At 71.2% G+C, this 26,761-nt stretch carries 20 protein-coding genes; 16 read left to right on the forward strand and 4 right to left on the reverse strand.

The genetic code is table 11. The features are described 5' to 3' along the window. Positions 1-4: 4 nt before the first annotated feature. From ACGFRF_RS31750 to ACGFRF_RS31765, 4 genes are all read left to right on the forward strand, one after another. Positions 5-412: a MazG nucleotide pyrophosphohydrolase domain-containing protein gene (locus ACGFRF_RS31750; protein WP_393745863.1), complete on the forward strand. Its 408-nt coding sequence runs from the start codon at positions 5-7 to the stop codon at positions 410-412. 183 nt (positions 413-595) lie between these two features. Further along, a complete protein-coding gene (gene miaB / locus ACGFRF_RS31755) occupies positions 596-2,125 on the forward strand; it encodes a tRNA (N6-isopentenyl adenosine(37)-C2)-methylthiotransferase MiaB (protein ID WP_393745865.1) in 1,530 nt (509 codons plus the stop codon). A gap of 84 nt (positions 2,126-2,209) precedes the next feature. Next, entirely contained in the window at positions 2,210-2,497 is a 288-nt protein-coding gene (locus tag ACGFRF_RS31760; RefSeq protein ID WP_393745867.1) for a hypothetical protein, read from the forward strand. A gap of 18 nt (positions 2,498-2,515) precedes the next feature. Beyond that, a complete protein-coding gene (locus tag ACGFRF_RS31765; protein ID WP_393745869.1) occupies positions 2,516-3,232 on the forward strand; it encodes a class III extradiol dioxygenase subunit B-like domain-containing protein in 717 nt (238 codons plus the stop codon). A gap of 222 nt (positions 3,233-3,454) precedes the next feature. Here ACGFRF_RS31765 and ACGFRF_RS31770 read toward each other — a convergent pair whose 3' ends face one another. Together ACGFRF_RS31770 and ACGFRF_RS31775 are read right to left on the reverse strand one after the other, a co-directional pair. Continuing rightward, on the reverse strand, positions 3,455-3,739 hold the full coding sequence (locus ACGFRF_RS31770) for an antitoxin (protein WP_393745871.1): 285 nt from the start codon (positions 3,737-3,739) through the stop codon (positions 3,455-3,457). A gap of 24 nt (positions 3,740-3,763) precedes the next feature. Continuing rightward, the gene (locus tag ACGFRF_RS31775) at positions 3,764-4,081 is read right to left on the reverse strand and encodes a hypothetical protein (protein ID WP_393745873.1); all 318 of its coding nucleotides are present in this window, start codon (positions 4,079-4,081) and stop codon (positions 3,764-3,766) included. Positions 4,082-4,264: 183 nt separating this feature from the next. Between ACGFRF_RS31775 and miaA the strand changes: the two genes are divergently transcribed. From miaA to hflX, 6 genes are all read left to right on the forward strand, one after another. Continuing rightward, on the forward strand, positions 4,265-5,203 hold the full coding sequence (miaA, locus tag ACGFRF_RS31780) for a tRNA (adenosine(37)-N6)-dimethylallyltransferase MiaA (protein WP_393745875.1): 939 nt from the start codon (positions 4,265-4,267) through the stop codon (positions 5,201-5,203). 107 nt (positions 5,204-5,310) lie between these two features. Further along, positions 5,311-5,814: a hypothetical protein gene (locus ACGFRF_RS31785; protein ID WP_393746076.1), complete on the forward strand. Its 504-nt coding sequence runs from the start codon at positions 5,311-5,313 to the stop codon at positions 5,812-5,814. Positions 5,815-5,946: 132 nt separating this feature from the next. Then, entirely contained in the window at positions 5,947-6,816 is an 870-nt protein-coding gene (gene dapF / locus ACGFRF_RS31790; RefSeq protein ID WP_393745877.1) for a diaminopimelate epimerase, read from the forward strand. 285 nt (positions 6,817-7,101) lie between these two features. Next, complete coding sequence (locus ACGFRF_RS31795) at positions 7,102-9,288, forward strand: RelA/SpoT family protein (RefSeq protein WP_393745879.1); 2,187 nt, start codon at positions 7,102-7,104, stop codon at positions 9,286-9,288. Positions 9,289-9,597: 309 nt separating this feature from the next. Then, entirely contained in the window at positions 9,598-11,100 is a 1,503-nt protein-coding gene (locus tag ACGFRF_RS31800) for a M1 family metallopeptidase (RefSeq protein ID WP_393745881.1), read from the forward strand. A 157-nt stretch (positions 11,101-11,257) separates the two neighbouring features. After that, a complete protein-coding gene (hflX, locus tag ACGFRF_RS31805; protein ID WP_393745883.1) occupies positions 11,258-12,748 on the forward strand; it encodes a GTPase HflX in 1,491 nt (496 codons plus the stop codon). Between the two features lie 71 nt (positions 12,749-12,819). On the opposite strand, the gene ACGFRF_RS31810 is transcribed toward hflX, so the two are convergent. Further along, the gene (locus ACGFRF_RS31810; RefSeq protein ID WP_393745885.1) at positions 12,820-14,043 is read right to left on the reverse strand and encodes a trypsin-like serine peptidase; all 1,224 of its coding nucleotides are present in this window, start codon (positions 14,041-14,043) and stop codon (positions 12,820-12,822) included. A gap of 655 nt (positions 14,044-14,698) precedes the next feature. Between ACGFRF_RS31810 and ACGFRF_RS31815 the strand changes: the two genes are divergently transcribed. The 4 genes from ACGFRF_RS31815 to ACGFRF_RS31830 all read left to right on the forward strand — a co-directional run bounded on the left by ACGFRF_RS31815 (position 14,699) and on the right by ACGFRF_RS31830 (position 21,580). Next, on the forward strand, positions 14,699-16,171 hold the full coding sequence (locus ACGFRF_RS31815) for a diaminobutyrate--2-oxoglutarate transaminase family protein (protein ID WP_393745887.1): 1,473 nt from the start codon (positions 14,699-14,701) through the stop codon (positions 16,169-16,171). 264 nt (positions 16,172-16,435) lie between these two features. Beyond that, positions 16,436-18,499 (forward strand): IucA/IucC family protein, encoded by a 2,064-nt coding sequence (locus tag ACGFRF_RS31820; protein WP_393745889.1) that lies wholly within the window; start codon positions 16,436-16,438, stop codon positions 18,497-18,499. Positions 18,500-18,585: 86 nt separating this feature from the next. After that, positions 18,586-19,356 (forward strand): GNAT family N-acetyltransferase, encoded by a 771-nt coding sequence (locus ACGFRF_RS31825; protein WP_393745891.1) that lies wholly within the window; start codon positions 18,586-18,588, stop codon positions 19,354-19,356. A 232-nt stretch (positions 19,357-19,588) separates the two neighbouring features. Next, positions 19,589-21,580: an ATP-dependent DNA helicase gene (locus ACGFRF_RS31830; protein WP_393745893.1), complete on the forward strand. Its 1,992-nt coding sequence runs from the start codon at positions 19,589-19,591 to the stop codon at positions 21,578-21,580. 221 nt (positions 21,581-21,801) lie between these two features. Here ACGFRF_RS31830 and lexA read toward each other — a convergent pair whose 3' ends face one another. Next, positions 21,802-22,581, reverse strand: coding sequence for a transcriptional repressor LexA (lexA, locus tag ACGFRF_RS31835; protein WP_333772146.1), 780 nt, complete (start codon positions 22,579-22,581; stop codon positions 21,802-21,804). A 565-nt stretch (positions 22,582-23,146) separates the two neighbouring features. Here lexA and nrdR point away from each other — a divergent pair. Then, a complete protein-coding gene (gene nrdR / locus ACGFRF_RS31840) occupies positions 23,147-23,698 on the forward strand; it encodes a transcriptional regulator NrdR (RefSeq protein WP_393745895.1) in 552 nt (183 codons plus the stop codon). A gap of 163 nt (positions 23,699-23,861) precedes the next feature. Then, positions 23,862-26,756 carry a vitamin B12-dependent ribonucleotide reductase gene (locus ACGFRF_RS31845; RefSeq protein ID WP_393745897.1) on the forward strand — a complete coding sequence of 965 codons (2,895 nt, stop codon included), beginning with the start codon at positions 23,862-23,864 and terminating at the stop codon, positions 26,754-26,756. The last annotated feature ends 5 nt before the right edge of the window (positions 26,757-26,761 follow it).

Below are 26,761 nucleotides of genomic sequence, written 5' to 3' on the forward strand. Positions count from 1 at the left end.
GCGCATGAGCACTTCGCCCGCCGACCTCGTCCGTGAGTTCCACCTCGCCTTCGGCCTCGACGCCCGCAGCACGCCGAGTGAGGTGTCCCCCGCACTGGCCGCCCACCGCGGGGAGCTGCTCGCCGAGGAGGCCGCGGAGGTCGCCGAGGTCGCGGTCGAGGGCCCGCTGGACCGGCTCGCGCACGAGCTGGCGGACGTGGTCTACGTGGCGTACGGCACGGCACTGGTCCACGGCATCGACCTCGACGAGGTGATCGCCGAGATCCACCGCGCCAACATGAGCAAGCTCGGCCCGGACGGACAGGTCGTCCGCCGGGCCGACGGCAAGGTCCTCAAGGGGGAGCACTACCGGGCGCCGGACGTGTCGGCGGTACTGCGCCGCCAGGGGTGGATACCGGGCGGCGCAGCCTGACACCTGCCCCGGCGCTGTCACCGTGGTGAGGTCCGGCGCGCGAACATGGACAGCTGGAGCCGCGGGGTGCCGGACAGGTCGACCCCGCCGTACACGGCCGCTCTTATGTCGGAGTAATGGGTGGCAAATCGGTCGCAACGGCGGTAGGCGGAGGGCCTTCCGGGAGCGCCTACCCTTGAGGGCATGACCAGCAGCAGCGACCGGAGCCCCGCAGTGGACGTTCAAGCCCCCAAGAGCTACGAGATCCGCACCTACGGGTGCCAGATGAACGTCCACGATTCCGAGCGATTGTCCGGGCTGCTCGAAGAGGCCGGGTACGTGCGGGCGCCCGAGGGGTCGGACGGGGACGCCGATGTCGTCGTCTTCAACACGTGCGCCGTGCGGGAGAACGCCGACAACCGGCTGTACGGCAACCTCGGCCGGCTCGCCCCGAAGAAGGCCTCACGGCCCGGCATGCAGATCGCGGTCGGCGGCTGCCTCGCGCAGAAGGACCGCGACACCATCGTGAAGAAGGCGCCCTGGGTGGACGTCGTCTTCGGCACGCACAACATCGGCAAGCTGCCCGTCCTGCTGGAGCGCGCCCGCGTCCAGGAGGAGGCACAGGTCGAGATCGCCGAGTCGCTGGAGGCCTTCCCGTCCACCCTGCCGACCCGGCGCGAGAGCGCGTACGCGGCCTGGGTGTCGATCTCCGTCGGCTGCAACAACACCTGCACCTTCTGCATCGTCCCGGCCCTGCGCGGCAAGGAGAAGGACCGCCGTCCCGGCGACATCCTCGCCGAGGTGGAGGCGCTGGTCGCCGAGGGCGTCTGCGAGATCACGCTGCTCGGCCAGAACGTCAACGCCTACGGCTCCGACATCGGCGACCGCGAGGCCTTCAGCAAACTGCTGCGCGCCTGCGGGAAGATCGAGGGCCTGGAGCGCGTCCGCTTCACCTCGCCCCACCCGCGCGACTTCACCGACGACGTGATCGCCGCCATGGCCGAGACGCCCAACGTCATGCCGCAGCTGCACATGCCGCTGCAGTCCGGCTCGGACACCGTCCTGAAGGCGATGCGCCGGTCGTACCGGCAGGAGCGTTACCTCGGGATCATCGAGAAGGTCCGTGCCGCCATCCCGCACGCCGCGATCACCACCGACATCATCGTCGGCTTCCCCGGTGAGACGGAGGAGGACTTCGAGCAGACCCTCCACGTCGTCCGCGAGGCGCGCTTCGCGCAGGCCTTCACCTTCCAGTACTCCAAGCGCCCCGGCACCCCGGCCGCGACCATGGACAACCAGATCCCCAAGGAGGTCGTCCAGGCACGTTACGAGCGGCTCGTCGCCCTCCAGGAGGAGATCTCCTGGGAGGAGAACAAGAAGCAGGTCGGCCGCACCCTGGAGCTGATGGTCGCCGAGGGCGAGGGGCGCAAGGACGGCGCCACCCACCGCCTCTCCGGCCGCGCCCCCGACAACCGCCTGGTCCACTTCACCAAGCCGGAGCAGGAGGTGCGCCCCGGTGACGTGGTCACCGTCGAGGTGACCTACGCCGCCCCGCACCACCTCCTCGCCGAGGGGTCCGTCCTCGACGTGCGCCGCACGCGCGCGGGCGACGCCTGGGAGAAGCGCAACGCCGCCGAGGCCGCCAAGCCGGCCGGCGTCATGCTGGGCCTGCCGAAGGTCGGCGTACCGGCGCCGCTGCCGGTCGCCACGGGCAGCGGCTGCGGCTGCGACTGACCCGCCACGGCCGGTCTTCGGACGCGACGGACCGGCCCTGGCGGACTCCTTGTCGACAAACGCAACACGGGGGAGGACGAGCCGATGGCTCGATGGGCGCTGCTGCTCGACAGACCGCCCGGGGAGGGGCCGTACCGCAAGCAGTACGAGCTGATGGCCACGATCGACGGCGAGCGCGAGGAGGCCGAGGCGCGGTTCGCGGAACTCGTACGCCTGTACCAGCCCCGGCACCCGATGTATCCGGTGCGGATGCGCCGGTACCGCACGGGTGACGGCTGGATGCTGATCGGGGACGGCTCCTCCGGCGGCGTCTTCACGTACCACTTCCTCTTCACCGAGCTGGAGTGGGACTCCGGACCGATCGCCTACTGACGGCGTACCCTGCCGATCATGCTTGTCGCCGCCGCAGTCTGCCCCTGCCCACCCCTGCTCGTGCCCGAGATCGCCGCCGGTGCGGCACCCGAACTGGACGCCGCGCGCGCGGCGTGCACGGACGCGCTCGGTGTGCTCGCCGCCGCCCGCCCTGACCTGCTGGTGGTCCTCGGGCCCGCCGAGCAGAGCGGGCGCGGACCGTTTCCGCAGGGCACCCCGGGTTCCTTCCGCGGGTTCGGGGTCGACCTGGACGTCCGCCTGGGCCGTGCCACGGACGCCGCCGCCCCCGAGCGCGAGCTACCGCCCTCCCTGGCCGTCGGTGCCTGGCTGCTGGAGCGGACCGGCTGGGCGGATGCTCCGATCGAGGGGCTCGGCATCGGGGAACCGCTCGCGCCCGAGCGGTGTATCGAAGTCGGAAGGGAGATCGGCGCCCGGGCCGCGCGGGTGGCGCTGCTGGTGATGGGAGACGCCAGCGCGTGCCGCACGGCCAAGGCGCCGGGTTACCTGGACGAGCGGGCGGCACCCTTCGACGCGGAGGTCGCGCGGGCGCTGGGCGCGGCGGACCTGGCGGCCGTCCAGGCACTGGACGCGGAGCTGGCGTACGAGCTGAAGGCCTCGGGCCGTGCCCCCTGGCAAGTCCTGTCCGGCGCCGCCGAGGGCGCGGACCTCAGCGGCGCCCTGCTGTACGAGGACGCGCCGTACGGCGTGGGGTACCTGGTCGCCACCTGGTCCTAGGCCTGGGACCTGGCCGCGGTGGGGGCGTCGACGCGCGCTCTGCCGGGGGCGGAAACGGCGGACGTCCGGGAGCGGTTTCCGCTCCGCGGCCGTCCGCCGATCACCGTGCCTCAAGGTCATCACCGTGCAGGTGGAGCGATCACTGTGCCGTTGTGGCGGACACATTTCCGTTGAGGCGACCATCCTGCCGTTCTGAGGACCAGGGACCTCACGACCCTGTCGTCAGGAAGTCGGCGGTGGTCCCTCGGGCCGGGTGGGAGCCGTCGGGTCGCCGGGAGTCGCCCCAGGGCCCGGGCCTTCCTTGTGCGCGAGGCGGTCCATCGCGTGCTTGGCCTTGCCCGTGCCCGCGTGGATCTTGTCGCTGTACTTGCCCTTGGTCCGCTCGTCGACGACCTTCGCGGCCTTGTCGATGCCGTGCTGCACCTTGCCCCCGTGCTGCTGCGCGAGGTGCGCCATCTTGTCCTTGGCCGGGGCAAGCTTGCTCTTCATGTTGTCCATCAGACCCATGGTCCACCTTCCCTCGCGGGACAGTTACCTGCGGGCGCCGTCGCCGGCCTCGTTGTCGGCGGCCCCCTCGGCGGACTGCTGCTTGGGGATGTCGGCGCTGCCGGACGCGTCGTCGCCCGAACGGGCCTCTGCCCGTGCCGTCAGGTCCTCGCACCCGTCCTCGGCCGCATCCTTCGCCTCCGCCGACTTCTCCTCTGCCGACTTCGTCTCCCCCGACTTCGACTCCGCCGGCTCCGCGGCCTCCGCCTCGGCTCCCTCCGCCTCCGAGCCGGCCTGCGCCTCGGCGGCCGAGGCCTCCTGAGTCGTCTTCGACCTGCCGAGGAGTCGTGCAAACACGCCCATATCCACTCCATACGGTACTCGTGCGGGCGAATTCCCGCGTCACCCCGTGCGTCAGGTTGCGCCGCCCGGGTCACCGCCTCCGGCACTCCGGCAGGCGGCGCTTCGCCTCGGGCAACGACCCGGGTCCTGCACCGTCACGTAACTCGTTCGAGACCGCGTCCGCGGGTTTGCGAGACTGGTGCGGTGAGCAGCGCACCCCTCGCCCCCCGCGTCATCGCCGTAGTCGGTCCCACCGCGGCCGGCAAGTCCGATCTCGGTGTCTTCCTGGCCCAGCAGCTCGGCGGCGAGGTCGTCAACGCCGACTCCATGCAGCTGTACCGGGGGATGGACATCGGCACCGCCAAGCTGACGCCCGAGGAGCGCGGCGGCGTTCCACACCACCTGCTGGACATCTGGGACGTGACGTTCACCGCGTCGGTCGCCGAGTACCAGAAACTGGCCCGCGCGCGGATCGACGCGCTGCTCGCCGAGGGGCGCTGGCCGATCCTGGTCGGCGGCTCCGGTCTGTACGTCCGCGGAGCCGTCGACAACCTGGAGTTCCCCGGCACCGACCCCGAGGTCCGGGCCCGCCTGGAGGAGGAGCTGGCGCTGCGCGGCTCCGGTGCGCTGCACGCCCGCCTGGCCGCCGCAGATCCCGAGGCCGCCCGCGCGATCCTTCCCAGCAACGGCCGCCGTATCGTCCGGGCCCTGGAAGTGATCGAGATCACCGGCCAGCCCTTCACCGCGAACCTGCCCGGGCACGACTCCGTCTACGACACCGTCCAGATCGGGGTCGATGTGGCCCGTCCGGAACTGGACGACCGCATCGCGCGCCGGGTCGACCGGATGTGGGACGCGGGCCTGGTGGACGAGGTGCGTGCCCTGGAGGCGCGGGGACTGCGTGAGGGGCGTACGGCGGCGCGCGCGCTGGGTTACCAGCAGGTGCTCGCGGCGCTCGCCGGGGAGTGCACCGAAGCGGAGGCGCGGGCCGAGACCGTACGCGCCACCAAGCGCTTCGCGCGCCGCCAGGATTCGTGGTTCAGGCGGGATCCCCGGGTGCACTGGCTGAGTGGGGCCGTGGCGGACCGCGGGGAACTTCCGCAGCAGGCCCTGGCGTTGGTCGAACGACCGGTTACAGCCTGATCACGTGATGGCATCGGGATGCGTCGCCGGTCATCGCGGCCTTCGGTGCCGTGCCATCATCGAGCTTCGATCGACCAAGTGGAGCCTAGTTGGGAGGGCGCGTGGCGATGGAGGCCGGCCCTCGCGACACCGCACGAAGTGCCGAGCACGTCACCACCGACGGTGACGAACCGGGCCAGGCCGGGAACCCTCTGGCCGACGACGGACCCGAGGAGACGCCGGGCGGCGTGACCGCCGACGGACCGACGCCGGAGGAGATGTACCCGGGCGGGCCGGAGGTCGAGGTCGAGCTGCGCCCGCAGCGCCGACTGCGCATCTGGCAGCTCGCCCCGATCGTGGGACTCTCCGCCGTCGGCTCCCTGATGTTCGCCTTTCCGCTCGCCTTCGACTTCGGGGACAGCGGCGCCGTCATCGCCATGCTCGGCCTGCTGATCTGCTCCTGCGCCGCGGGCTGGGGCATGATGGCCGCCCGCCGAGTGGGCTACACCTGGCCCGGCCTGCCCCCGCGCGGCTCCGGACGCCGCCCCGACTGGCGGGTCGTGCTCGGCTACGTCCTGCTGGTGGCCGTCGTGGTCGTCCTCGCCGTCTGGCGAGTAGCAAGGCTCCGCTGAAGCACCCGGACAGGGCGCTGGGAACTGCGCGCTCAACCCCCACCGACCAGCGCCGTCCCACTGCTCGCGCCGCCCGCCCCACCCCCTGCCTCCCCTCCGCCTCCCAGCGGAACGCTCCCGTACGATCGAGGAATGAGCACGCGGATCGCCTTCCTCAAGGGTCACGGCACCGAGAACGACTTCGTGATCGTCCCGGACCCCGAGAACGCCCTCGACCTGACCCCGGCCGCCGTCGCCGCCCTGTGCGACCGCCGGGCCGGCATCGGCGCTGACGGCGTGCTGCACGTGGTGCGGTCCGCCGCGCACCCCGAGGCCGCGCAGATGGCCGCCGAGGCGGAGTGGTTCATGGACTACCGCAACAGCGACGGCTCGATCGCCGAGATGTGCGGCAATGGCGTCCGTGTGTTCGCGCGCTACCTCCAGCACGCCGGACATGTGGCTGAAGGGGACCTCACGATCGCCACGCGCGCGGGCGTGCGGACCGTCCACATCGCGAAGGACGGTGACGTCACCGTCGGCATGGGCAGCGCCCGCCTCCCCGAAGGGGACGTCACGGTGAGCGTCGGCGAGAACAGCTGGCCCGCGCGGAACGTGAACATGGGCAACCCGCACGCGGTCGCCTTCGTGACCGACCTCGCACAGGCGGGCCGCCTGCTCGACCCGCCGCCGGTCAGCCCGGCGGACGCCTACCCGGACGGGGTGAACGTCGAGTTCGTCGTCGACCGCGGCCCGCGCCACGTCGCCATGCGCGTGCACGAGCGCGGCTCCGGCGAGACCCGCTCCTGCGGCACGGGCGCGTGCGCCGTCGCCGTGGCCGCCGCCCGGCGCGACGGCGACGACCCGGCCGTCACCGGCACCCCGGCGACGTACACCGTCGACGTGCCCGGCGGGCGCCTGGTCATCACCGAGCGGCCCGACGGCGAGATCGAGATGACCGGGCCCGCCGTGATCGTCGCCGAGGGCGAGATCGACGCCGAGTGGCTGGAAAACGCCCTCCGCTGAACCGGAGGAAGCAGGCGTACGGCGGCCCCGCACGCCCCGGAACAGCGCGTTCCCGTGGCAGGGGTCGTTCGAAACCGCGGGCGAGACCAGGGCATGTGGCGTAAACCCTAAACCTCATTCTCGTCGCTCGAATGGGTGATCCGTTTCACGCTCGGCGAGAGGCGGTCGGTCGCGCCTGGTGGGCTCGATAGCATCAAGCACCGGCACGGACGGGGGAACGTCGCCAATCCCTGAGCCGCGTACGCCCTGGGGCCCCGTCCGCCGGTCCACGAGCCGGAGGTGCCCATGAGTGCGGAGGCCACGAACCCTGCGACCCCTGGTCCGGTAGCGCCCACAGCGCCACAGGCGCTCACCGCGTCCGTGGCGCCCGCGGCGGCCCGCAGGAAGTCGCGGCCCCGGATCGACCTGCGCCGGCTCGGCCGGGCCGCGCTGCTCGGCCCCGCCGTCCGTGGTAGGCTGCCCGACGCCATCAGCCACGTCGTGGAAGCGCACCGCGCCCACCACCCCGACGCGGACCTCGAACCCCTGCGCCGGGCCTACGTCCTCGCCGAGTCCTCGCACCGCGGCCAGATGCGCAAGAGCGGCGAGCCGTACATCACGCACCCGCTCGCCGTGACCCTGATCCTCGCCGAACTCGGCGCCGAGACCACGACCTTGACGGCCTCGCTGCTCCACGACACCGTCGAGGACACCGACGTGACGCTGGAACAGGTGCGGGAACAGTTCGGCGAGGAGGTTCGTTACCTCGTCGACGGTGTCACGAAACTGGAGAAGGTCGACTACGGGGCCGCCGCCGAGCCCGAGACCTTCCGCAAGATGCTCGTCGCCACCGGCAGCGACGTGCGCGTGATGTCGATCAAGCTCGCCGACCGCCTCCACAACATGCGCACCCTCGGCGTGATGCGCCCCGAGAAACAGGCGCGGATCGCCAAGGTCACCCGTGACGTCCTCATCCCGCTCGCCGAACGCCTCGGTGTGCAGGCCCTCAAGACCGAACTGGAGGACCTGGTCTTCGCCATCCTCCACCCCGAGGAGTACGAGCACACCAGGGAACTCATCGCCGAGAACGCCGCACGGCAGGGCGATCCCCTCGCCGAGGTCGCCGACGAGATGCGCGGCGTGCTGCGCGATGCCGACATCCAGGCCGAAGTCCTCATCCGCCCGCGGCACTTCGTCTCCGTCCACCGCGTGGCCCGCAAGCGCGGACGACTGCGCGGCGCCGACTTCGGCCGCCTGCTGGTGCTGGTGAACGAGGACGCCGACTGCTACGGCGTCCTCGGCGAACTGCACACCTGTATGACGCCGGTCGTCTCGGAGTTCAAGGACTTCATCGCCGTACCGAAGTTCAACCTGTACCAGTCGCTGCACACCGCCGTCGCCCGCCCGGACGGCCAGGTCGTCGAAGTCCTCATCCGCACGCACCAGATGCACAAGGTCGCCGAGGCCGGAGTCGTCGCCCTCGGCAACCCGTACGCCCCCGGGGCCGACGATCCCGTGGACGGCGAGCGCGCCGATCCCACCCGCCCCGGCTGGCTCTCCCGCCTCCTCGACTGGCAGGAGGCCGCCCCCGACCCCGACACCTTCTGGTCCACGCTGCGCGAGGACCTCGCCCAGGACCGCGAGATCACCGTCTTCCGTCCCGACGGCGGCACCCTCGGCCTGCCCGAGGGCGCCACCTGCGTGGACGCCGCGTACGCGCAGTACGGCGAGGACGCGCACGCCTGCATCGGCGCCCGCGTCAACGGCCGACTCGCCACCCTCAGCACCGTCCTCAAGGACGGCGACACCGTCCAGCTCCTGATGGGCCAGGACCCCGCCTCCGAGCCCTCCCGCGAGTGGCTGGAGCACGCCCACACCCCGGCGGCGCGCATCGCCATCCAGCGCTGGCTGGCGACCCACCCGGGCGGCGGTGCCGGAACCGAGGAGGAGGGCGACACCCGTCCCGACCCCGCCGATGACACCGCCTCCGCGCGCCCCACGGACAGCGCCGCCGACAGCACCCCGGCCGCGCGTCCCCGTGGCGCCGACGTCCTCGCGGACCGGCCCGGGGTGCCCGTACGGCTCGCCGGGTGCTGTACGCCCGTGCCTCCGGACGAGATCACCGGCTTCACGGTGCGCGGAGGAGTGGTGACCGTGCACCGCGTGGGGTGTGCCGCGGTGGCGCACATGAAGAGCCGAGGGCGCGCGGAGATCGGCGTGCGCTGGGGAGACACCGCCGCGTGCCGCGTCACGCTCGTCGCTGAATCGTTCGGCCGCCCCCATCTCCTCGCCGACCTCACCGAGGCGATCGCCCTGGAGGGCGCAGAGATCGTCTCCGCCACCGTCGAACCGCCCAGCCAGCAGCGGGTGCGTCACACGTACACCCTCCAGCTCGCCGACGCGGCTCACCTCCCGGCCCTGATGCGCGCCATGCGTGACGTGCCCGGGGTCTACGACGTGAGCCGGGCCCAGCACCAGGCGCCGGCCTCCTGAGGGGTGCTGGACGGAGAGAGGCTCGGCGTCTTGAGGGCTGCTGCATGTAGCGATGGGCGGGAGGCCGCTCGTCGTCCTGGAGGCTGCGGGTGTAGCGATGCGCGGGAGGCTGACCGGCGTTCGGGAGGCTGCTGGGTATAGCGATACTCAGGAGGCGCCCTGGGCTCCTGAGGCCGCTGGGTGGTAGATGCCCGGGATGCGGCAGGGGGACCGTGGTGGTGAGCAGAAGGCCCCCGCGCCCCCACCCGTTCGGGTGGGTCGGGCGCGCGTCGCCGCCGTAGCGCGGGCAGGCCCTGGTAGCGGTGGTCCATGCTGCTCACCCCACGCCCCCGGGCCCGCACCCGGGTCTCCCGGCAGCGGAAGGCGGCCCTGCTCGCCTCCGCCGTCTCCGTCTGCCTCCTCGCCGCCGCAGCCCCGGCCGAGCCCCTGGGCGTCGGCGACCGGCTCTACCCGCACCTGGGCAATCCCGGCTACGACGTGGCCTCGTACGACCTGTCCTTCTCCTACCCCGGTACCAACGACAAGCCGTTGCAGGCCGTCACCACCATCGACGCCTGGACGACCGCCGACCTGGACCGCGTGAACCTCGACTTCGCGCACGGCACCGTCCAGTCCGTCGAGGTCGACGGACGCCCCGCGGACTTCACCAGCGCCGGCGAGGACCTGGTCGTCACCCCGGAACACTCCCTGCACCGGGGCATCTGGACCCGCATCACCGTGCGGCACACCAGTGACCCCGTCCCCGGCAAGGACCAGGAGGGCGGCTGGGTGCGCACCTCCGACGGCCTCGCCATGGCGAACCAGGCCGACGCCGCCCACCTGGTCTTCCCGTGCAACGACCACCCGTCCGACAAGGCGCTGTTCACCTTCCGCATCACCGCGCCGAACGGCTACACCGCCGTAGCCAACGGTCTGTCCGCCGGAGCGGAGCGAGTCGGGCGCACCACCACCTGGACCTACCGCACCCAGCACCCCATGGCCACCGAACTGGCCCAGGTGTCCATCGGCCGGTCCACGGTCGTGCACCGCGACGGCCCGCACGGCCTGCCGGTCCGCGACGTCGTGCCCAGCGCCGACCGCAAGGCCCTCGAGCCGTGGCTCGCCAAGACGCCCGGCCAGATCGCCTGGCTGGAGAGCAAGGTCGGCCGGTACCCGTTCGAGACCTATGGCGTGCTCACGGCGCAGGCGTCCACCGGCTTCGAACTGGAGACGCAGACACTCTCGCTCTTCGAGAGGGACCTGTTCACCAAGCCCGCCTACCCCAAGTGGTACGTCGAGTCGGTCATGGTCCACGAGCTGTCCCACCAGTGGTTCGGCGACAGCGTCAGCCCCCGCACCTGGTCCGACGTGTGGCTGAACGAGGGGCACGCCACCTGGTACGAGGGGCTGTACGCCGAGGAGACGGCGCACCGGCCCATGGAGGAGCGCATGAAGGCCGCCTACGGCGCCTCCGACCGCTGGCGGGAGGCCGGCGGCCCGCCCGCCCGGCCCAAGCCGCCCGCCCCCGGCCAGAAGATCGGCATCTTCCGGCCGAACATCTACGACGGCGCCGCGCTCGTGCTCTACGCCCTGCGGCAGGAGATCGGCCGGCCGGCCTTCGAGCGGCTGGAACGGCTCTGGGTCCAGGAACACCGGGACTCCACCGCCACCACCGCCGACTTCGTCCGGCTGGCGTCGGCGGTCGCCGCCCGCGATCTGAGCGGCTTCTTCCAGGCCTGGCTGTATGGCGAGAAGACCCCGCCGATGCCCGGACACCCGGACTGGAAGCCGCTGGCGCCGAACCAGCCCACCAAGGCGCGCACCCACCGATAACCCCGTGACGAGACGGGGCGTCCCGTGCGACCATCTTCAGGTCGGCGCGACACGGGACGCGGGAATCTCCCGGGGTACTCGTACGTTGCACATGACGAGCGGTCCAGGTGACCGCCCACCGACGCCGCAAAGGCATTCCCATCGACGTAAGGATCCAATGACCTCCTCTTCTTCCCCTTCCCAGGACACCAAGCGCCTCGCGCACACCTATCCCGAGGGTCTTCGGGCCGATGCCCTGATGGAAGAGGACGTCGCCTGGAGCTACGAGATCGACGGCGAGCGGGACGGCGAGCAGTTCGACCGCTCCGAGCGCGCGGCTCTGCGCCGCGTCGTGGGCCTGTCCACCGAGCTGGAGGACGTCACCGAGGTCGAGTACCGCCAGCTCCGCCTGGAGCGGGTCGTGCTCGTCGGAGTGTGGACCACGGGAACCGCGCAGGACGCCGACAACTCCCTCGCGGAGCTCGCCGCCCTTGCGGAGACCGCGGGCGCGGTCGTGCTCGACGGCGTCATCCAGCGCCGCGACAAGCCCGACGCGGCCACCTACATCGGCTCCGGCAAGGCCGCCGAGCTGCGGGACATCGTCCTCGAAACGGGCGCGGACACCGTCATCTGCGACGGTGAGCTCAGCCCCGGCCAGCTGATCCAGCTGGAGGACGTGGTCAAGGTCAAGGTCATCGACCGTACGGCCCTGATCCTGGACATCTTCGCCCAGCACGCCAAGTCCCGAGAGGGCAAGGCGCAGGTCGCCCTCGCGCAGATGCAGTACATGCTGCCGCGACTGCGCGGCTGGGGTCAGTCGTTGTCCCGGCAGATGGGTGGCGGTCGCGGCGGCCTCGCCACACGTGGTCCCGGTGAGACCAAGATCGAGACGGACCGGCGACGGATCCGCGAGAAGATGGCCAAGATGCGCCGGGAGATCGCGGAGATGAAGACCGGCCGCGAGGTCAAGCGCCAGGAGCGCCGACGCAACAAGGTGCCGTCCGTCGCCATCGCGGGCTACACCAACGCCGGCAAGTCCTCCCTGCTCAACCGCCTCACGGGCGCCGGCGTCCTGGTCGAGAACGCCCTGTTCGCGACCCTGGACCCGACCGTCCGCCGCGCGGAGACCCCGAGCGGGCGCCTGTACACGCTGGCGGACACCGTCGGCTTCGTCCGGCACCTGCCGCACCACCTGGTCGAGGCCTTCCGCTCCACCATGGAGGAGGTCGGCGACTCCGACCTGATCCTGCACGTGGTGGACGGCTCGCACCCCGACCCCGAGGAGCAGCTGGCCGCCGTGCGCGAGGTGATCCGGGACGTCGGCGCCACCGGCGTACCCGAGATCGTCGTGATCAACAAGGCGGACGCGGCCGACCCGCTGGTCCTCCAGCGGCTGCTCAGGGTCGAGAAGCGCTCCCTCGCCGTCTCGGCCCGCACCGGCCAGGGCATCGAGGAACTGCTCGGCCTGATCGACAACGAGCTGCCCCGCCCCTCGGTCGAGATCGAGGCGCTCGTCCCGTACACCCACGGCAAGCTCGTCGCCCGCGCCCACACCGAGGGCGAGGTGATCTCCGAGGAGCACACCGCGGAGGGCACCCTGCTCAAGGCCCGGGTGCACGAGGAGCTGGCGGCGGACCTGGCGCCCTACGCACCGGTCTCCGCGGCCTGACCCACGGCACCACGAAGGCCCGCCACCCCGCGACGGGGTGGCGGGCCTTCGCCGTGCCCACGCGAGCGGCTCTACCGCCCGGCGAACTTCTTGCTCACCGAGTCGTACACACCCTTGGCCACGTCACCCAGCCGGGGACCGGCCAGCCAGCCCGAACTCACCGGGCCGATGGACGTGTTGGACACCAGCGCCGGCTTGCCGTCCGCGCCCGTCTCCACCCAGCCGCCGCCGGAGGAACCACCGGTCATCGTGCAGCCGATCCGGTACATCGTCGGGTCCGACTCGTTGATGGACAGCCGGCCCGGCTTGTCCTGGCACTGGTACAGCAGCTGACCGTCGTACGGAGCCGCCGCCGGGTACCCGGACGCCGTGATGCTCTTCACCTTCGGCACGGCCGGCGCGTCGAAGTTCACCGGCAGCGCCCCGCCGACCGTCTCCTCCAGCGACTTGCCGCCACCGCCCTGCTCCGGCGTCACATGGATGACCGCGAAGTCGTACGAGGCGCCGTTGCCGCCGGTCGAGCCGCCCTGGTCGATCCACTGCTGGGAGGTCTGCGCCGCGTCGGCCCACCAGACGCCGTACGGAGCGACCTCGGCCCTGCTGGCGCCCTCCAGCTGCGCGGCCGACTTGCCGGCGTTGTTGTACGACGGCACGAAGGCGATGTTGCGGTACCAGCCGCCGCTCTTGCCGGCGTGTACACAGTGACCCGCCGTCCAGAGCATGTTGGACTTGCCCGGATGCGCCGGGTCCTGCACGACCGTCGCCGAGCAGACCATGGTGCCCTCGGGCGAGTCGAAGAACAGCTTGCCCGAGGTGGCCGCGCTGGTGTGGTACGGCGGCGCGACGGCCTGTGCCTTCACCGGCTGCGGCGTCGGGTCCGTGACGCCCTGGTCACCGGAGATGTCGTTGTCGTCGACGCCCTTGTCCGGGTCGTCGGCGTCCCGCATCCGGTCCGGGTTCCACAGGCCTTTGATGATCGGGTTGATGAAGTCGTTGGCCTCGCGCAGCCAGTCTTCCCTGTTCCAGTTCTTCCAGGCGCCGTTCTTCCACTTGTCGATGTCGATCCCGTGCTCCTTGAGCCTCTCCTTGAGGTCGTCCGGGATCTGGATCTTGCCGTCGCCGGAGCCCGCCGCGGTCGCGGTGGCGGTCGGCCGGCCGTCTGCCTTGTCGTCGCCGTTGCAGGCGGTGGCGGTCAGCGCCAGCGCCGAGACGAGGGCGACCGCCGCCAGCGTGGGGGAGGTACGGCGGCTGCCCCTCCCTCGCCGAACGGTGAACGACGGCCGTATGGATCGCATGCTCTTGACTCCCCCTGCTGTGAAGGAACTCGGCGCTTCGGCCCCGGCACCGGCACGGAACTCAGGGGGAGTTCAGGCCGGTCTCGTGGCTCTTTGGGAACGGGACCACACACTATGCGCTCGCTGTGGGGGAGTTCCGACGGAACGGCAACGGTTTCGCTACGAGCTGTCTGACCTGGCCCTCTTCCCGGCTGGCCGGCGCGCGCATGCGGATCGATGTCGGGAAACCGCGCCGACGGCGCCGGCTGTGCGTCGGTCGGCGGAACGGGGCGTCGGGGAAGGAGCAGGGGACTCCCCGCCGGCGGGCCGCTTCACCGCAGGGTCTCCGCCGCGGGGCAGCACACCGAGGGCCTCACGCCGGGGCGGCTCGACACCCCGGCCGCCGCTGACGTGGAGGGGCGCAAGGACGACATCCACGGGCGCGAGGAGTGAGGCCGCACCGCCCGCTGCCCTGAGGCGAACGGGCTCGCACCGAAGCACCCCCCCACTCCGTGGGGGGTGAACAGTGCCGATCGGCAAGGGTCTCGGCATGGCAACGATCTCGAAGCGACCCGTAACCCGGTGGACGGTCCGCGGTTGGTAGCAGTGGGGCCTGCTGCCTGTGCCCGGTCCCGGGGATCAACTCGCCTCTGGAGAAGCGGGAGGACAGCGAGCCGTGGCCGTGACCGAGTCGGTGGCTGAAGGGGCGTACGGGGGAGCACCTGCCGCTCACGAGGGCATCCTGAGACGCCAGTCGGCGCGCGAATCCTCGGCGCGCACCTATGCGCGCGCCCTGCCCATCGTGCCGGTTCGGGCCCGCGGGCTCACCATCGAGGGTGCCGACGGCCGCCGTTACCTCGACTGCCTCTCCGGTGCCGGCACACTCGCCCTCGGCCACAACCACCCGGTCGTGCTGGAAGCCATCCGCAAGGTCCTCGACTCCGGCGCCCCCCTTTCCGTCCTCGACCTCGCGACCCCCGTCAAGGACGCCTTCATCACCGAGCTGTTCCGCACGCTGCCACCCGGCCTCGCCGACCGCGCCCGGGTCCAGTTCTGCGGACCGGCCGGCACCGACGCCGTCGAGGCAGCCCTGAAGCTCGTCCGGGCCGCGACCGGCCGCACCGGCATCCTCGCCTTCACCGGCGCCTACCACGGCATGACCGCCGGTGCGCTGGCCGCCTCCGGTGGCGCCCGCGACGTCCAGGTCACCCGCCTGCCCTACCCGCAGGACTACCGCTGCCCCTTCGGCACCGGCGGCCCCCGCGGCGCCGAACTCGCCGCCCGCTGGACGGAGTCCCTCCTCGACGACCCCAAGTCGGGCGTACCGCTGCCCGCCGGGATGATCCTCGAACCCGTCCAGGGCGAGGGCGGGGTGATTCCCGCGCCGGACGACTGGCTGTGCCGTATGCGGCAGCTCACGGCGGACCGCTCCGTCCCGCTGATCGCCGACGAGATCCAGACCGGAGTCGGCCGGACCGGTGCCTTCTGGGCCGTCGACCACAGCGGCATCACCCCCGACGTCATGGTCCTGTCCAAGGCCATCGGCGGCAGCCTGCCCCTCGCCGTGATCGTCTACCGCGACGATCTCGACGTCTGGCAACCCGGCGCCCACGCGGGCACCTTCCGCGGCAACCAGCTCGCCATGGCCGCCGGCACCGCCACCCTCACCTACGTCCGCGAGAACGGCCTCGCCGCCCGAGCCGCCGACCTCGGCTCCCGGATGCTGAACCGACTCCGGGAGTCCATCGGGGACCTCCCATGTGTGGGCGAGGTGCGGGGTCGGGGGCTGATGATCGGGGTCGAGCTGGTGGAACCGGAGACGGACGGAGCAACCCCCGACGGGATGCCCGCCACCGGCGACCGCCCAGCGGTGGCGGACGACCTGGAGTCCGTCCGAATCCCGCGCCCGGCCGCGCCCGAACTCGCCGAGGCCGTCCAGCGCGAGTGCCTCCAACGCGGGCTGATCGTCGAACTCGGCGGCCGTCACGCGGCCGTGGTCCGGTTGCTCCCTCCGCTGACGCTCAGCGACGAGCAGGCGGCAGCGGTCCTCGACCGCCTGACGGACGCGGTGGCAGCGGTGGCCCGCGACCACCTGGACCACCGCACGCACCACCGACGACACCACGGCCCTGCCCGGCGCGCCGACTGAAAGCCGCACACACGCCGCCCGGCCCCCGCAACCGGCACCAGCCCCGCGGCCACGACCAGGTCCCCTCTCACCTGCACCTTCCGCCAAGGACGCCCGGCCGACGCCGCATCCCAGTGACAACCCCACAGCCGTCTCGTACACGCGCGCCCTCCCCACCGGCACGGCCCTCGACCCGCCCCGGCAGCCGTCGGCCACGAGGGAACGGCCGCCAGGTGGACGACAGGAATGGCTCGCACCACCCCATCCCCAGCCCCAGGAGCCGCCATGAACGACACGCCCACTCCCGACGGCCGCTCCGGTGCTCCCGACGAACAGGGAGATTCCGGCGCCTCGAACTCTCCGGTCCCGCTCGCCGACTCGTTTCCCCAGCAGAAGCGGCGGAACATGTCACTCACCCGGCTGACGGAGCCGGGCGCCGACCCGCTGGACGATCCCGACCCCGGCACCGCCGCCCAGGCCGCCGCCGTGGAGAACCTGCTGCGCTGCTGGGTACGAGAGACCGACCTCGCCGCTCCCGCTTCCGGCACCCTCCACATTCCGCTGCCCGCCAGCTGCACCTCCCTGACCGTTCCGGTCCGCTACTGGTCCCTGACCGGCTGGCACCGTTTCGGACCACCGCACTTCACCGGAGCACCCGAGGACGCCCCACCTGTCGACGCCGTCACCCTCGCGGCTCTCCTCACCAGGGAAACCGCGCCGAAGGACACTCCTCCTTACGATGCCGTCACCCTTCCGGCGCCGCTCACCAGGGAAACCGCCGTTGCCCCCGGCAGCACCTCCCGCACCTCGGACTCCACTGCCACCGAGGCCACCGCCACCGGCCCCACTTCCGCTGGGCCGACCGCCGTCGGCCACGGTGACGGCGGCGACCTCGTGGCGAGGGTGGTCGACTCCCTGCGCCGTACCGTGACTTTCATCCGCGACCGGCGCGCACACCCCGCCGACGCCCCCGACCTCTTCCTCGGCGCCGAGCAGGCACTCCTCCTCGGGCACCCTCTGCACCCGACGCCCAAGAGCCGGGAAGGACTGACGGAGGCCGAAGCCCGCCTGTACTCACCGGAGCTACGCGGCTCCTTCCCCTTGCACTGGATGGCTGTCGCCCCCTCTCTGCTCGCCACCGACTCGGCCTGGACCGAACGCGGTCGTCCCGTCCCCGCCGGCCACCTCACCCGACGCCTCGCCGGAACCGCACTGTCCCTGCCCGACGGTTACGCCGCCCTGCCGCTGCACCCTTGGCAGGCACGCCAGGCGCGGTACCGCGAACCCGTCGCCGCTCTCCTCGACTCCGGGCTCCTCCGCGATCTCGGCCCCGCCGGTACGCCCTGGCACCCCACCTCCTCCGTCCGCACCGTCCACCGAACCGGGGCACCCGCGATGCTCAAACTGTCGCTGGGGCTGCGCATCACCAACTCCCTCCGCGAGAACCTGCGCAAGGAACTCCATCGCGGAGTGGAAGTGCACCGACTGCTGCGCGCGGGCCTGTTCAAGCAGTGGCAGGCCGTCCACCCCGGCTTCGGCATCGTCCGCGACCCCGCCTGGCTCGCCGTCGACGGCCCGGACGGGCTGCCGGTGCCCGGGCTGGACGTGGTGGTCAGGCACAACCCGTTCACCCCAACGGACGACGTCGGCTGCGTCGCCGGACTCGTCTCTCCCCGCCCCCTCGCCGAGCAGCAACCCACCTCCGCGCTCGAGCAGGGCGCTTGGTCCATGCGGTCCCGGCTGAGTCAGCTCGTGGCGGGGCTCGCCGCACGCACCGGCCGACCCGTGGGCGCGGTCGCCACGGAGTGGTTCCTGCGGTACCTCGAACAGGTCGTCCGTCCCGTGCTGTGGCTGGACAGCGAGGCCGGAATCGCCCTCGAAGCCCACCAGCAGAACATCCTGCTCCTGCTGGACGGCGACGGCTGGCCCGCCGGCGGCCGCTACCGCGACAACCAGGGCTACTACTTCCGCGAGTCCCGGCGCGCCGAACTGGCTGCCCGGCTGCCCGGGATCGGCGAGCGGAGCGACACCTTCGTCACCGACGAGGTCACCGACGAGCGCTTCGCCTACTACCTCGCCGTCAACAACGTGCTCGGCCTGATCGGTGCGTTCGGCTCCCAGCGCCTGGCCGACGAGCGATTGCTCCTCGCGGCCTTCCGTCGCTTCCTCACCGACCTTGCCTCGGGCCCCGGCGCCCTGCGCACGTCCCTCCCCGGCCACCTGCTCGACTCACCCGTGCTGCGTTGCAAGGCCAACCTGCTGACCCGGCTGCGCGGCCTCGACGAGCTCGTCGGCCCGGTCGACACCCAGTCCGTCTACGTCACCATCGCCAACCCCCTTCTTTCCTGAGCGTGGAGCTTCTCCACCAGCGACCCGCCCCTCTTCCCGTACTTCCGAGGACCATGACCCACTCCGTCTCCTGAGAGGAGCGCACCATGCCTCCCACCGACGCGAACGCCCCCTCCGGCCCCGCCCCGTCCCGTCCCGGCCGCACCGGCCCTCGGGCGGACTTCGCCGGCGCCCGACACGGCGTGTTCAGCCAGTTCACCGTCGAGGACGACGACGCGGACAGCGAGGACACACTGGATCTGCACCTCCCCTCCGAGTACGTCGCCCTCTTCACCACGGGGACGCCCGGCCTCCTCGACCGACCCCACACCTGGGGGCCGGTGGCCAGCCCCGTCGGCTCGTTCCACTTGGTACCCGTACGCGTCGAGCGTGACCTGCCGCTGATCCATGGCTGGATGAACGACCCCGCCGTCGCGGAATTCTGGGACCTGGCCGGGCCCCGGAACCGGACGGAGGACCACCTGCGGGCCCAGCTCGAAGGCGACGGGCGCAGCGTTCCGTGCCTGGGGGTGCTGGACGGCACCCCGATGAGCTACTGGGAGATCTACCGGGCCGACCTGGACCCGATGGCCCGGCACTATCCGGCCCGCCCGCACGACACCGGAATCCACCTCCTCGTCGGAGGTGCCGCGGACCGGGGACGTGGCCTGGGATCTGCCCTCCTCAGAGCCGTGGCCGACCTCGTCCTCGACCGGCGCCCCGCATGCGCACGTGTCGTAGCCGAACCCGATCTTCGCAACACCCCCTCCATCGCCGCGTTCCTGAGCGCCGGCTTCCGGTACGCGGCCGAGGTGGACCTGCCGAACAAGCGGGCCGCCCTCATGGTCCGGGACCGAATCCTGCGCCGTGCGCTGTAGCGCCGGGTGACGACGCTTTCACATCTGGTACACCGCCCGGCTCGATTCGGTTCCCACTCGATCCACGGCGTCGAACGGCCCTCCCACCACCCGCGCCCCACGCCACTCATGCGCCCGACCCACCCACCTCACCCTCCCCCTACCACCGCACCAGGAGCCCGGCCGTGATCCCGCCCCCTGTCCCCGCCGTGATCGCCCGTTTGTCAGTGCCGGGCCGTAGGGTGGTCGGGCTATGACGAAGCCCCCACTCTCCGAACTCCTGCACGCCGCTGTCACTGCCGTCGGCGGCACGGAGCGCCCCGGCCAGGTGACCATGGCCGAAGCGGTCGCCGAGGCGATCGACGACGGATCCCACCTGCTGGTCCAGGCCGGCACCGGCACCGGTAAGTCGCTGGGCTACCTCGTGCCCGCGCTCGCGCACGGAGAACGGGTGATCGTCGCGACGGCCACGCTCGCCCTGCAGCGACAGCTCGTCGAGCGCGACCTGCCCCGCACGGTCGACGCCCTGCACCCCCTGCTGCGCCGCCGCCCGGAATTCGCGATGCTCAAGGGCCGGTCGAACTACCTGTGCCTGCACCGCCTGCACGAGGGCATGCCGCAGGACGAGGAGGAGGGGCTGTTCGACCAGTTCGAGGCCGCCGCGCCCACCAGCAAGCTGGGCCAGGACCTCCTGCGGCTGCGGGACTGGGCGGACGAGACCGAGAACGGCGACCGGGACGATCTCACCCCAGGCGTCTCCGACCGCGCCTGGGCGCAGGTGTCGGTGTCGTCACGGGAGTGTTTGGGCGCGTCCAAGTGTGCGTACGGCGCCGAATGCTTCGCGGAGATGGCCCGCGAGCGTGCCAAGCTCGCCGAGGTCGTGGTCACCAACCACGCGCTGCTGGCCATCGACGCCATCGAGGGTGCCCCGGTGCTGCCACAGCACGAGGTGCTGATCGTGGACGAGGCGCACGAACTCGTCTCCCGGGTCACCGGCGTCGCCACCGGCGAACTCACGCCCGGTCAGGTCAACCGCGCTGTGCGTCGCGCCGCCAAGCTCGTCAACGAGAAGGCGGCCGATCAGCTCCAGACGGCCGCCGAGGGCTTCGAGCGGCTGATGGAGCTGGCCCTGCCGGGCCGTCTCGAGGAGATCCCGGAAGATCTCGGCTATGCCCTGATGGCGCTGCGGGACGCCGCCCGTACGGTCATCTCCGCGATCGGCGCGACGCGTGACAAGTCGGTTCAGGACGAGGACGCGGTGCGCAAGCAGGCGTTGGCCTCGGTCGAGACCGTGCACGACGTGGCGGAGCGGGTCGTGAACGGCTCGGAGTGGGACGTCGTCTGGTACGAGCGGCACGACCGCTTCGGTGCCTCCCTGCGGGTCGCCCCCATGTCCGTCTCGGGGCTGCTCAGGGAAAAGCTCTTCGCGGACCGCAGCGTCGTCCTCACCTCGGCGACCCTCAAGCTCGGCGGCGACTTCAACGGCGTCGGCGCCTCCCTGGGGCTCGGCCCCGAGGGCGCGGAGGGCGAGGATCTGCCGCAGTGGAAGGGCGTCGACGTCGGCTCGCCCTTCGACTACCGCAAGCAGGGCATCCTGTATGTCGCCAAGCACCTGGCCCGCCCCGCGCGTGACGGCGAGCGCGGCGACATGCTCGACGAGCTGACGGAGCTGATCCAGGCGGCCGGCGGCCGCACGCTCGGACTGTTCTCGTCCATGCGGGCGGCCCAGCTCGCCGCGGAGGAGCTGCGCTCCCGCATTCCCGAGTTCCCGATCCTGTTGCAGGGGGAGGAGACACTCGGCGAGCTGATCAAGAACTTCGCGGCCGACCCGAAGACCTGCCTCTTCGGCACTCTGTCGCTGTGGCAGGGCGTCGACGTGCCCGGCCCCAGCTGTCAGCTGGTCGTCATGGACAAGATCCCGTTCCCGCGCCCCGACGACCCACTGATGAGCGCGCGCCAGAAGGCGGTCGAGGACGCGGGCGGCAACGGTTTCATGGCGGTGGCAGCCACCCATGCGGCCCTGCTGATGGCCCAGGGCGCCGGTCGCCTCGTCCGCGCGTCGGGCGACCGGGGCGTGGTCGCCGTACTGGATCAGCGTCTGGCCACGGCGCGGTACGGCAGCTATCTCAAGGCGTCACTGCCCGACTTCTGGTACACGACGGACCGTGACCAGGTCCGCAAGTCGCTCGCGGCGATCGACGCAGCGGCGAAGCAGGCGGAGGCGGAGCAGGCAGCGCGGGAGTGATCGCGGGGGGGGGGGGGGGGGGCGGGGCGGCGCGGCGGCCCCGCCCCCCCCCCCCCCCCCCCCCCCCCCCCCCCCCCCCCCCCCCCGCGACACGCAACCGTCCAGGCCCACAACCCCGCAGGGTGCGTGGGCCCGGAGGACATACGCAGGGCCCCGGAACCGGCGCAGGGGTCCCGGGGCCCGGTCAGGGAGCGGGTCGGCCGAGCCGCCCGCCGCGGCCGTCACACGCGCCGCAGCACGGCGACGACCTTGCCGAGGATGGTCGCATCGTCGCCGGGGATCGGCTCGTAGGCCGAGTTGTGCGGGAGGAGCCAGACGTGGCCGTCCTCGCGCTTGAAGCGCTTGACGGTGGCTTCGCCGTCGAGCATGGCGGCGACGATGTCGCCGTTCTCGGCGACCGGCTGGCGGCGGACGGTGACCCAGTCACCGTCGCAGATCGCGGCCTCGATCATGGAGTCGCCGACGACCTTGAGCACGAAAAGTTCGCCGTCACCGACGAGCTGGCGGGGGAGGGGGAAGACGTCCTCGACGGACTCCTCCGCGAGGATCGGGCCACCGGCGGCGATACGGCCGACGAGCGGCACGTACGACGCGGCGGGCTTGCCGGCGGTGTCCGTGGGCTGCACGGTCACGGCCTGGTCCGAGCCGCGCACCTCGTAGGCGCGCGGGCGGTGCGGGTCGCGGCGCAGGAAGCCCTTGCGCTCCAGTGCCATCAGCTGGTGCGCGACCGAAGACGTGCTGGAGAGGCCGACCGCCTGGCCGATCTCGCGCATCGACGGCGGGTAACCTCGCCGCTGCACTGAGTCCCTGATGACCTCGATCACCCGGCGTTGCCGGTCGGTGAGTCCGGAACTGTCCGCCCGGATGCCTGGAGGTCGGCCCGGCAGGGAGCGCTTGTGTCCCTCGGGATTCGTGGCTTCGTTCATCGCGTGTACCGGCTCGACTCGGCCCTGGGAGCGGTCCTGGGCAGTGATGGTGGCACTGTCTGCGGTGGTGGTCACGTCGGCCCCTCTCGATGGTCTCCCTGCTGGACAACGGTAGTTGCTTTCGAAAGGTTGCGCCAAACACACGTTCGAGTGAAAAAGTGCGATTCACCTGCCGCGATCATGTGTCTGGGTGTATGGCTAACGCGGCACCAAGCGGACAAAAGTGCCCATTGTTGTACTCTTCACCGCCGGGGGCTGCCGGCCTCGTGGGCCGCGTCCCCAGTCTGCCATCCGGAATCCGGTCCGCCGGGAACCGGGCCCCTTCTGCGCCGGAGTCCCACGCGTCCTCCGTGCGGCGCCCACGGTATCTCCGTAAGTGCCACAGCGGTACGACTCTGCGTCCGCGTGTTCGGGCGGGTCGCCCTCGACGACCGGGGGCGATCGTTTCGTGACGACACGCGATTTTGCCTCTATGTATGAGCCGATCCCCACATCTAGTGGTTGGATGGCTACAGCAGCCCACAAGTTGTGGTCCCCCGGGTCTGAGATGGCTCAGCGATCGCCTATGCTTAGGGCTGCTTCGCGGGGCTCATGGGGTTCGGCGAGGCCTTTGAGTCTGCTGTGAGGAGGGTTGGAGATCATGCACTGCCCCTTCTGCAGGCACCCCGACAGCCGTGTGGTCGACAGTCGTACGACCGACGACGGCACGTCGATCCGCAGGCGCCGCCAGTGCCCTGACTGCTCCCGTCGTTTCACGACCGTGGAGACGTGCTCGCTCATGGTGGTCAAGCGGTCCGGAGTCACCGAGCCTTTCAGTCGTACCAAGGTCATCAATGGCGTGCGCAAGGCATGCCAGGGGCGGCCTGTCACCGAGGACGCACTCGCCCAGCTCGGCCAGCGGGTCGAGGAGGCGGTGCGGGCCACCGGAAGCGCCGAGCTGACCACCCACGACGTGGGGCTGGCCATACTCGGCCCGTTGCAGGAGCTCGACCTCGTCGCATATCTGCGATTCGCCTCCGTCTACCGGGCGTTCGACTCGCTCGAGGACTTCGAGGCCGCCATCGCGGAACTGCGGGAGGCCACGCGAGGCCCCGCCGCGGACGACGAAGACGCGGGAGCGGGGAGCCAGGAAGGCGAACGCGGGCCCGGCGGGACCGACCAGGTCCCTGTGCCCGCGCACGCCGCCGACTGACCGGCGGGCCGGAAACCGGGAGGAGCCCCGGGTTCCGGCCGGGAGGCGGCGATCGAAGACCTGTTGCGGGCGGCAGCTGAGGGTGCCCGCGACACAAGACAGAACATGTGCCACGGAACAAACGCGGCACTTCAGGGCGTTTTTGCCCGTACAGGGAGGCGGCATGACAGAGACGGCGAGCGGTCCGGCACGAGGTTCCCGAGCCAAGGGCGCCAAGGCGACCAAGGGGCTGCGTATCGAGCGCATCCACACCACCCCGGGCGTGCACCCGTACGACGAGGTGACGTGGGAACGCCGTGACGTCGTCATGACCAACTGGCGCGACGGCTCGGTCAACTTCGAGCAGCGTGGCGTCGAGTTCCCCGACTTCTGGTCGGTGAACGCGGTCAACATCGTCACCAGCAAGTATTTCCGGGGCGCCGTCGGCACCCCGCAGCGCGAGGTCAGTCTGAAGCAGCTGATCGACCGCATCGTGAAGACGTACCGGAAGGCCGGTGAGGACTACAAGTACTTCGCCTCGCCCGCCGACGCGGAGATCTTCGAGCACGAGCTGGCCTACGCCCTCCTGCACCAGATCTTCAGCTTCAACAGCCCGGTCTGGTTCAACGTCGGCACCCCGCAGCCCCAGCAGGTCTCCGCCTGCTTCATCCTGTCCGTCGACGACTCCATGGAGTCGATCCTCGACTGGTACAAGGAAGAGGGCATGATCTTCAAGGGCGGCTCCGGCGCCGGCCTGAACCTCTCCCGCATCCGCTCCTCCAAGGAGCTGCTCTCCTCCGGCGGCAACGCCTCCGGCCCCGTCTCCTTCATGCGGGGTGCCGACGCCTCCGCCGGCACCATCAAGTCGGGTGGCGCCACCCGCCGCGCCGCCAAGATGGTCGTGCTCGACGTCGACCACCCCGACATCGAGGACTTCATCGAGACCAAGGTCAAGGAAGAGGAGAAGATCCGTGTCCTGCGCGACGCGGGCTTCGACATGGACCTGGGCGGCGACGACATCACGTCCGTCCAGTACCAGAACGCCAACAACTCGGTCCGCGTCAACGACGAGTTCATGACGGCGGTCGAGACGGGCGGCAAGTTCGGCCTGCGCGCCCGGATGACCGGTGAGGTCATCGAGGAGGTCGACGCCAAGGCGCTCTTCCGCAAGATCGCCGAGGCCGCGTGGGCCTGCGCCGACCCGGGCATCCAGTACGACGACACCATCAACAACTGGCACACCTGCCCCGAGTCCGGCCGGATCACCGCGTCGAACCCGTGCAGCGAGTACATGCACCTGGACAACACGTCCTGCAACCTGGCCTCGCTGAACCTGATGAAGTTCCTGAAGGACGACTCCAAGGGCCACCAGTCCTTCGAGACCGAGCGCTTCCAGAAGGTCGTCGAGCTGGTCATCACCGCGATGGACATCTCGATCTGCTTCGCGGACTTCCCGACCCAGAAGATCGGTGAGAACACGCGCGCGTTCCGCCAGCTCGGTATCGGCTACGCCAACCTCGGCGCCCTGCTGATGGCCACCGGCCACGCCTACGACTCCGACGGTGGCCGCGCCCTGGCCGGCGCCATCACCTCCCTGATGACGGGCACGGCCTACCGCCGCTCCGCCGAGCTGGCCGCCGTCGTCGGCACCTACGACGGCTACGCCCGCAACGCCGACGCCCACAACCGCGTCATGAAGCAGCACGCCGACGCCAACGGCACGGCCGTCCGCATGGACGACCTGGACACCCCGGTGTGGGCCGCCGCCACGGAGGCCTGGCAGGACGTGCTGCGCCTCGGTGAGAAGAACGGTTTCCGTAACTCCCAGGCGTCCGTGCTCGCCCCGACCGGCACCATCGGTCTGGCGATGTCCTGCGACACCACCGGTGTCGAGCCCGACCTCGCCCTGGTGAAGTTCAAGAAGCTCGTCGGCGGCGGCTCGATGCAGATCGTCAACGGCACCGTCCCGCAGGCCCTGCGCCGCCTGGGCTACCAGGAGGAGCAGATCGAGGCGATCGTCGCCCACATCGCCGAGCACGGCAATGTGATCGACGCCCCCGGTCTCAAGCAGGAGCACTACGAGGTGTTCGACTGCGCCATGGGCGAGCGCGCCATCTCCCCGATGGGCCACGTCCGCATGATGGCCGCGATCCAGCCGTGGATCTCGGGCGCCATCTCCAAGACGGTCAACATGCCGGAGACGGCGACCGTCGAGGAGGTCGAGGAGATCTACTACGAGGCCTGGAAGCTCGGCGTCAAGGCGCTCGCGATCTACCGTGACAACTGCAAGGTCGGGCAGCCTCTCTCCGCCAAGAAGAAGGAGGACGAGAAGGCCCAGATCACCGAGAAGGCCGAGGAGACGATCCGTACCGCGGTCGAGAAGGTGGTCGAGTACCGCCCGGTCCGCAAGCGCCTGCCCAAGGGCCGCCCGGGTATCACCACGTCCTTCACGGTCGGCGGCGCCGAGGGCTACATGACCGCCAACTCCTACCCGGACGACGGTCTCGGCGAGGTCTTCCTGAAGATGTCGAAGCAGGGTTCGACCCTCGCGGGCATGATGGACGCCTTCTCCATCGCCGTCTCCGTCGGTCTGCAGTACGGCGTGCCGCTGGAGACGTACGTCTCGAAGTTCACCAACATGCGCTTCGAGCCGGCCGGCATGACGGACGACCCGGACGTGCGGATGGCGCAGTCGATCGTCGACTACATCTTCCGCCGCCTGGCGCTGGACTTCCTGCCCTTCGAGACGCGCTCCGCGCTCGGCATCCACTCCGCCGAGGAGCGCCAGCGTCACCTGGAGACCGGCTCCTACGAGCCGGCCGAGGACGAGGTCGACGTCGAGGGCCTGGCCCAGTCGGCGCCGCGCGCCCAGGAGCTGAAGGCGGTCGCCACGCCGAAGGCCGAGCCCGAGGTGGCCAAGCCCGCCCCGAAGCAGGCCCACACCAGCGCCGAGCTGGTGGAGATGCAGCTGGGCATCCAGGCCGACGCCCCGCTGTGCTTCTCCTGCGGTACGAAGATGCAGCGGGCCGGTTCCTGCTACATCTGCGAGGGCTGCGGCTCGACCAGCGGCTGCAGCTGATGACA

This window comes from Streptomyces sp. NPDC048521 (assembly GCF_043199855.1).
Lineage (GTDB): Bacteria > Actinomycetota > Actinomycetes > Streptomycetales > Streptomycetaceae > Streptomyces.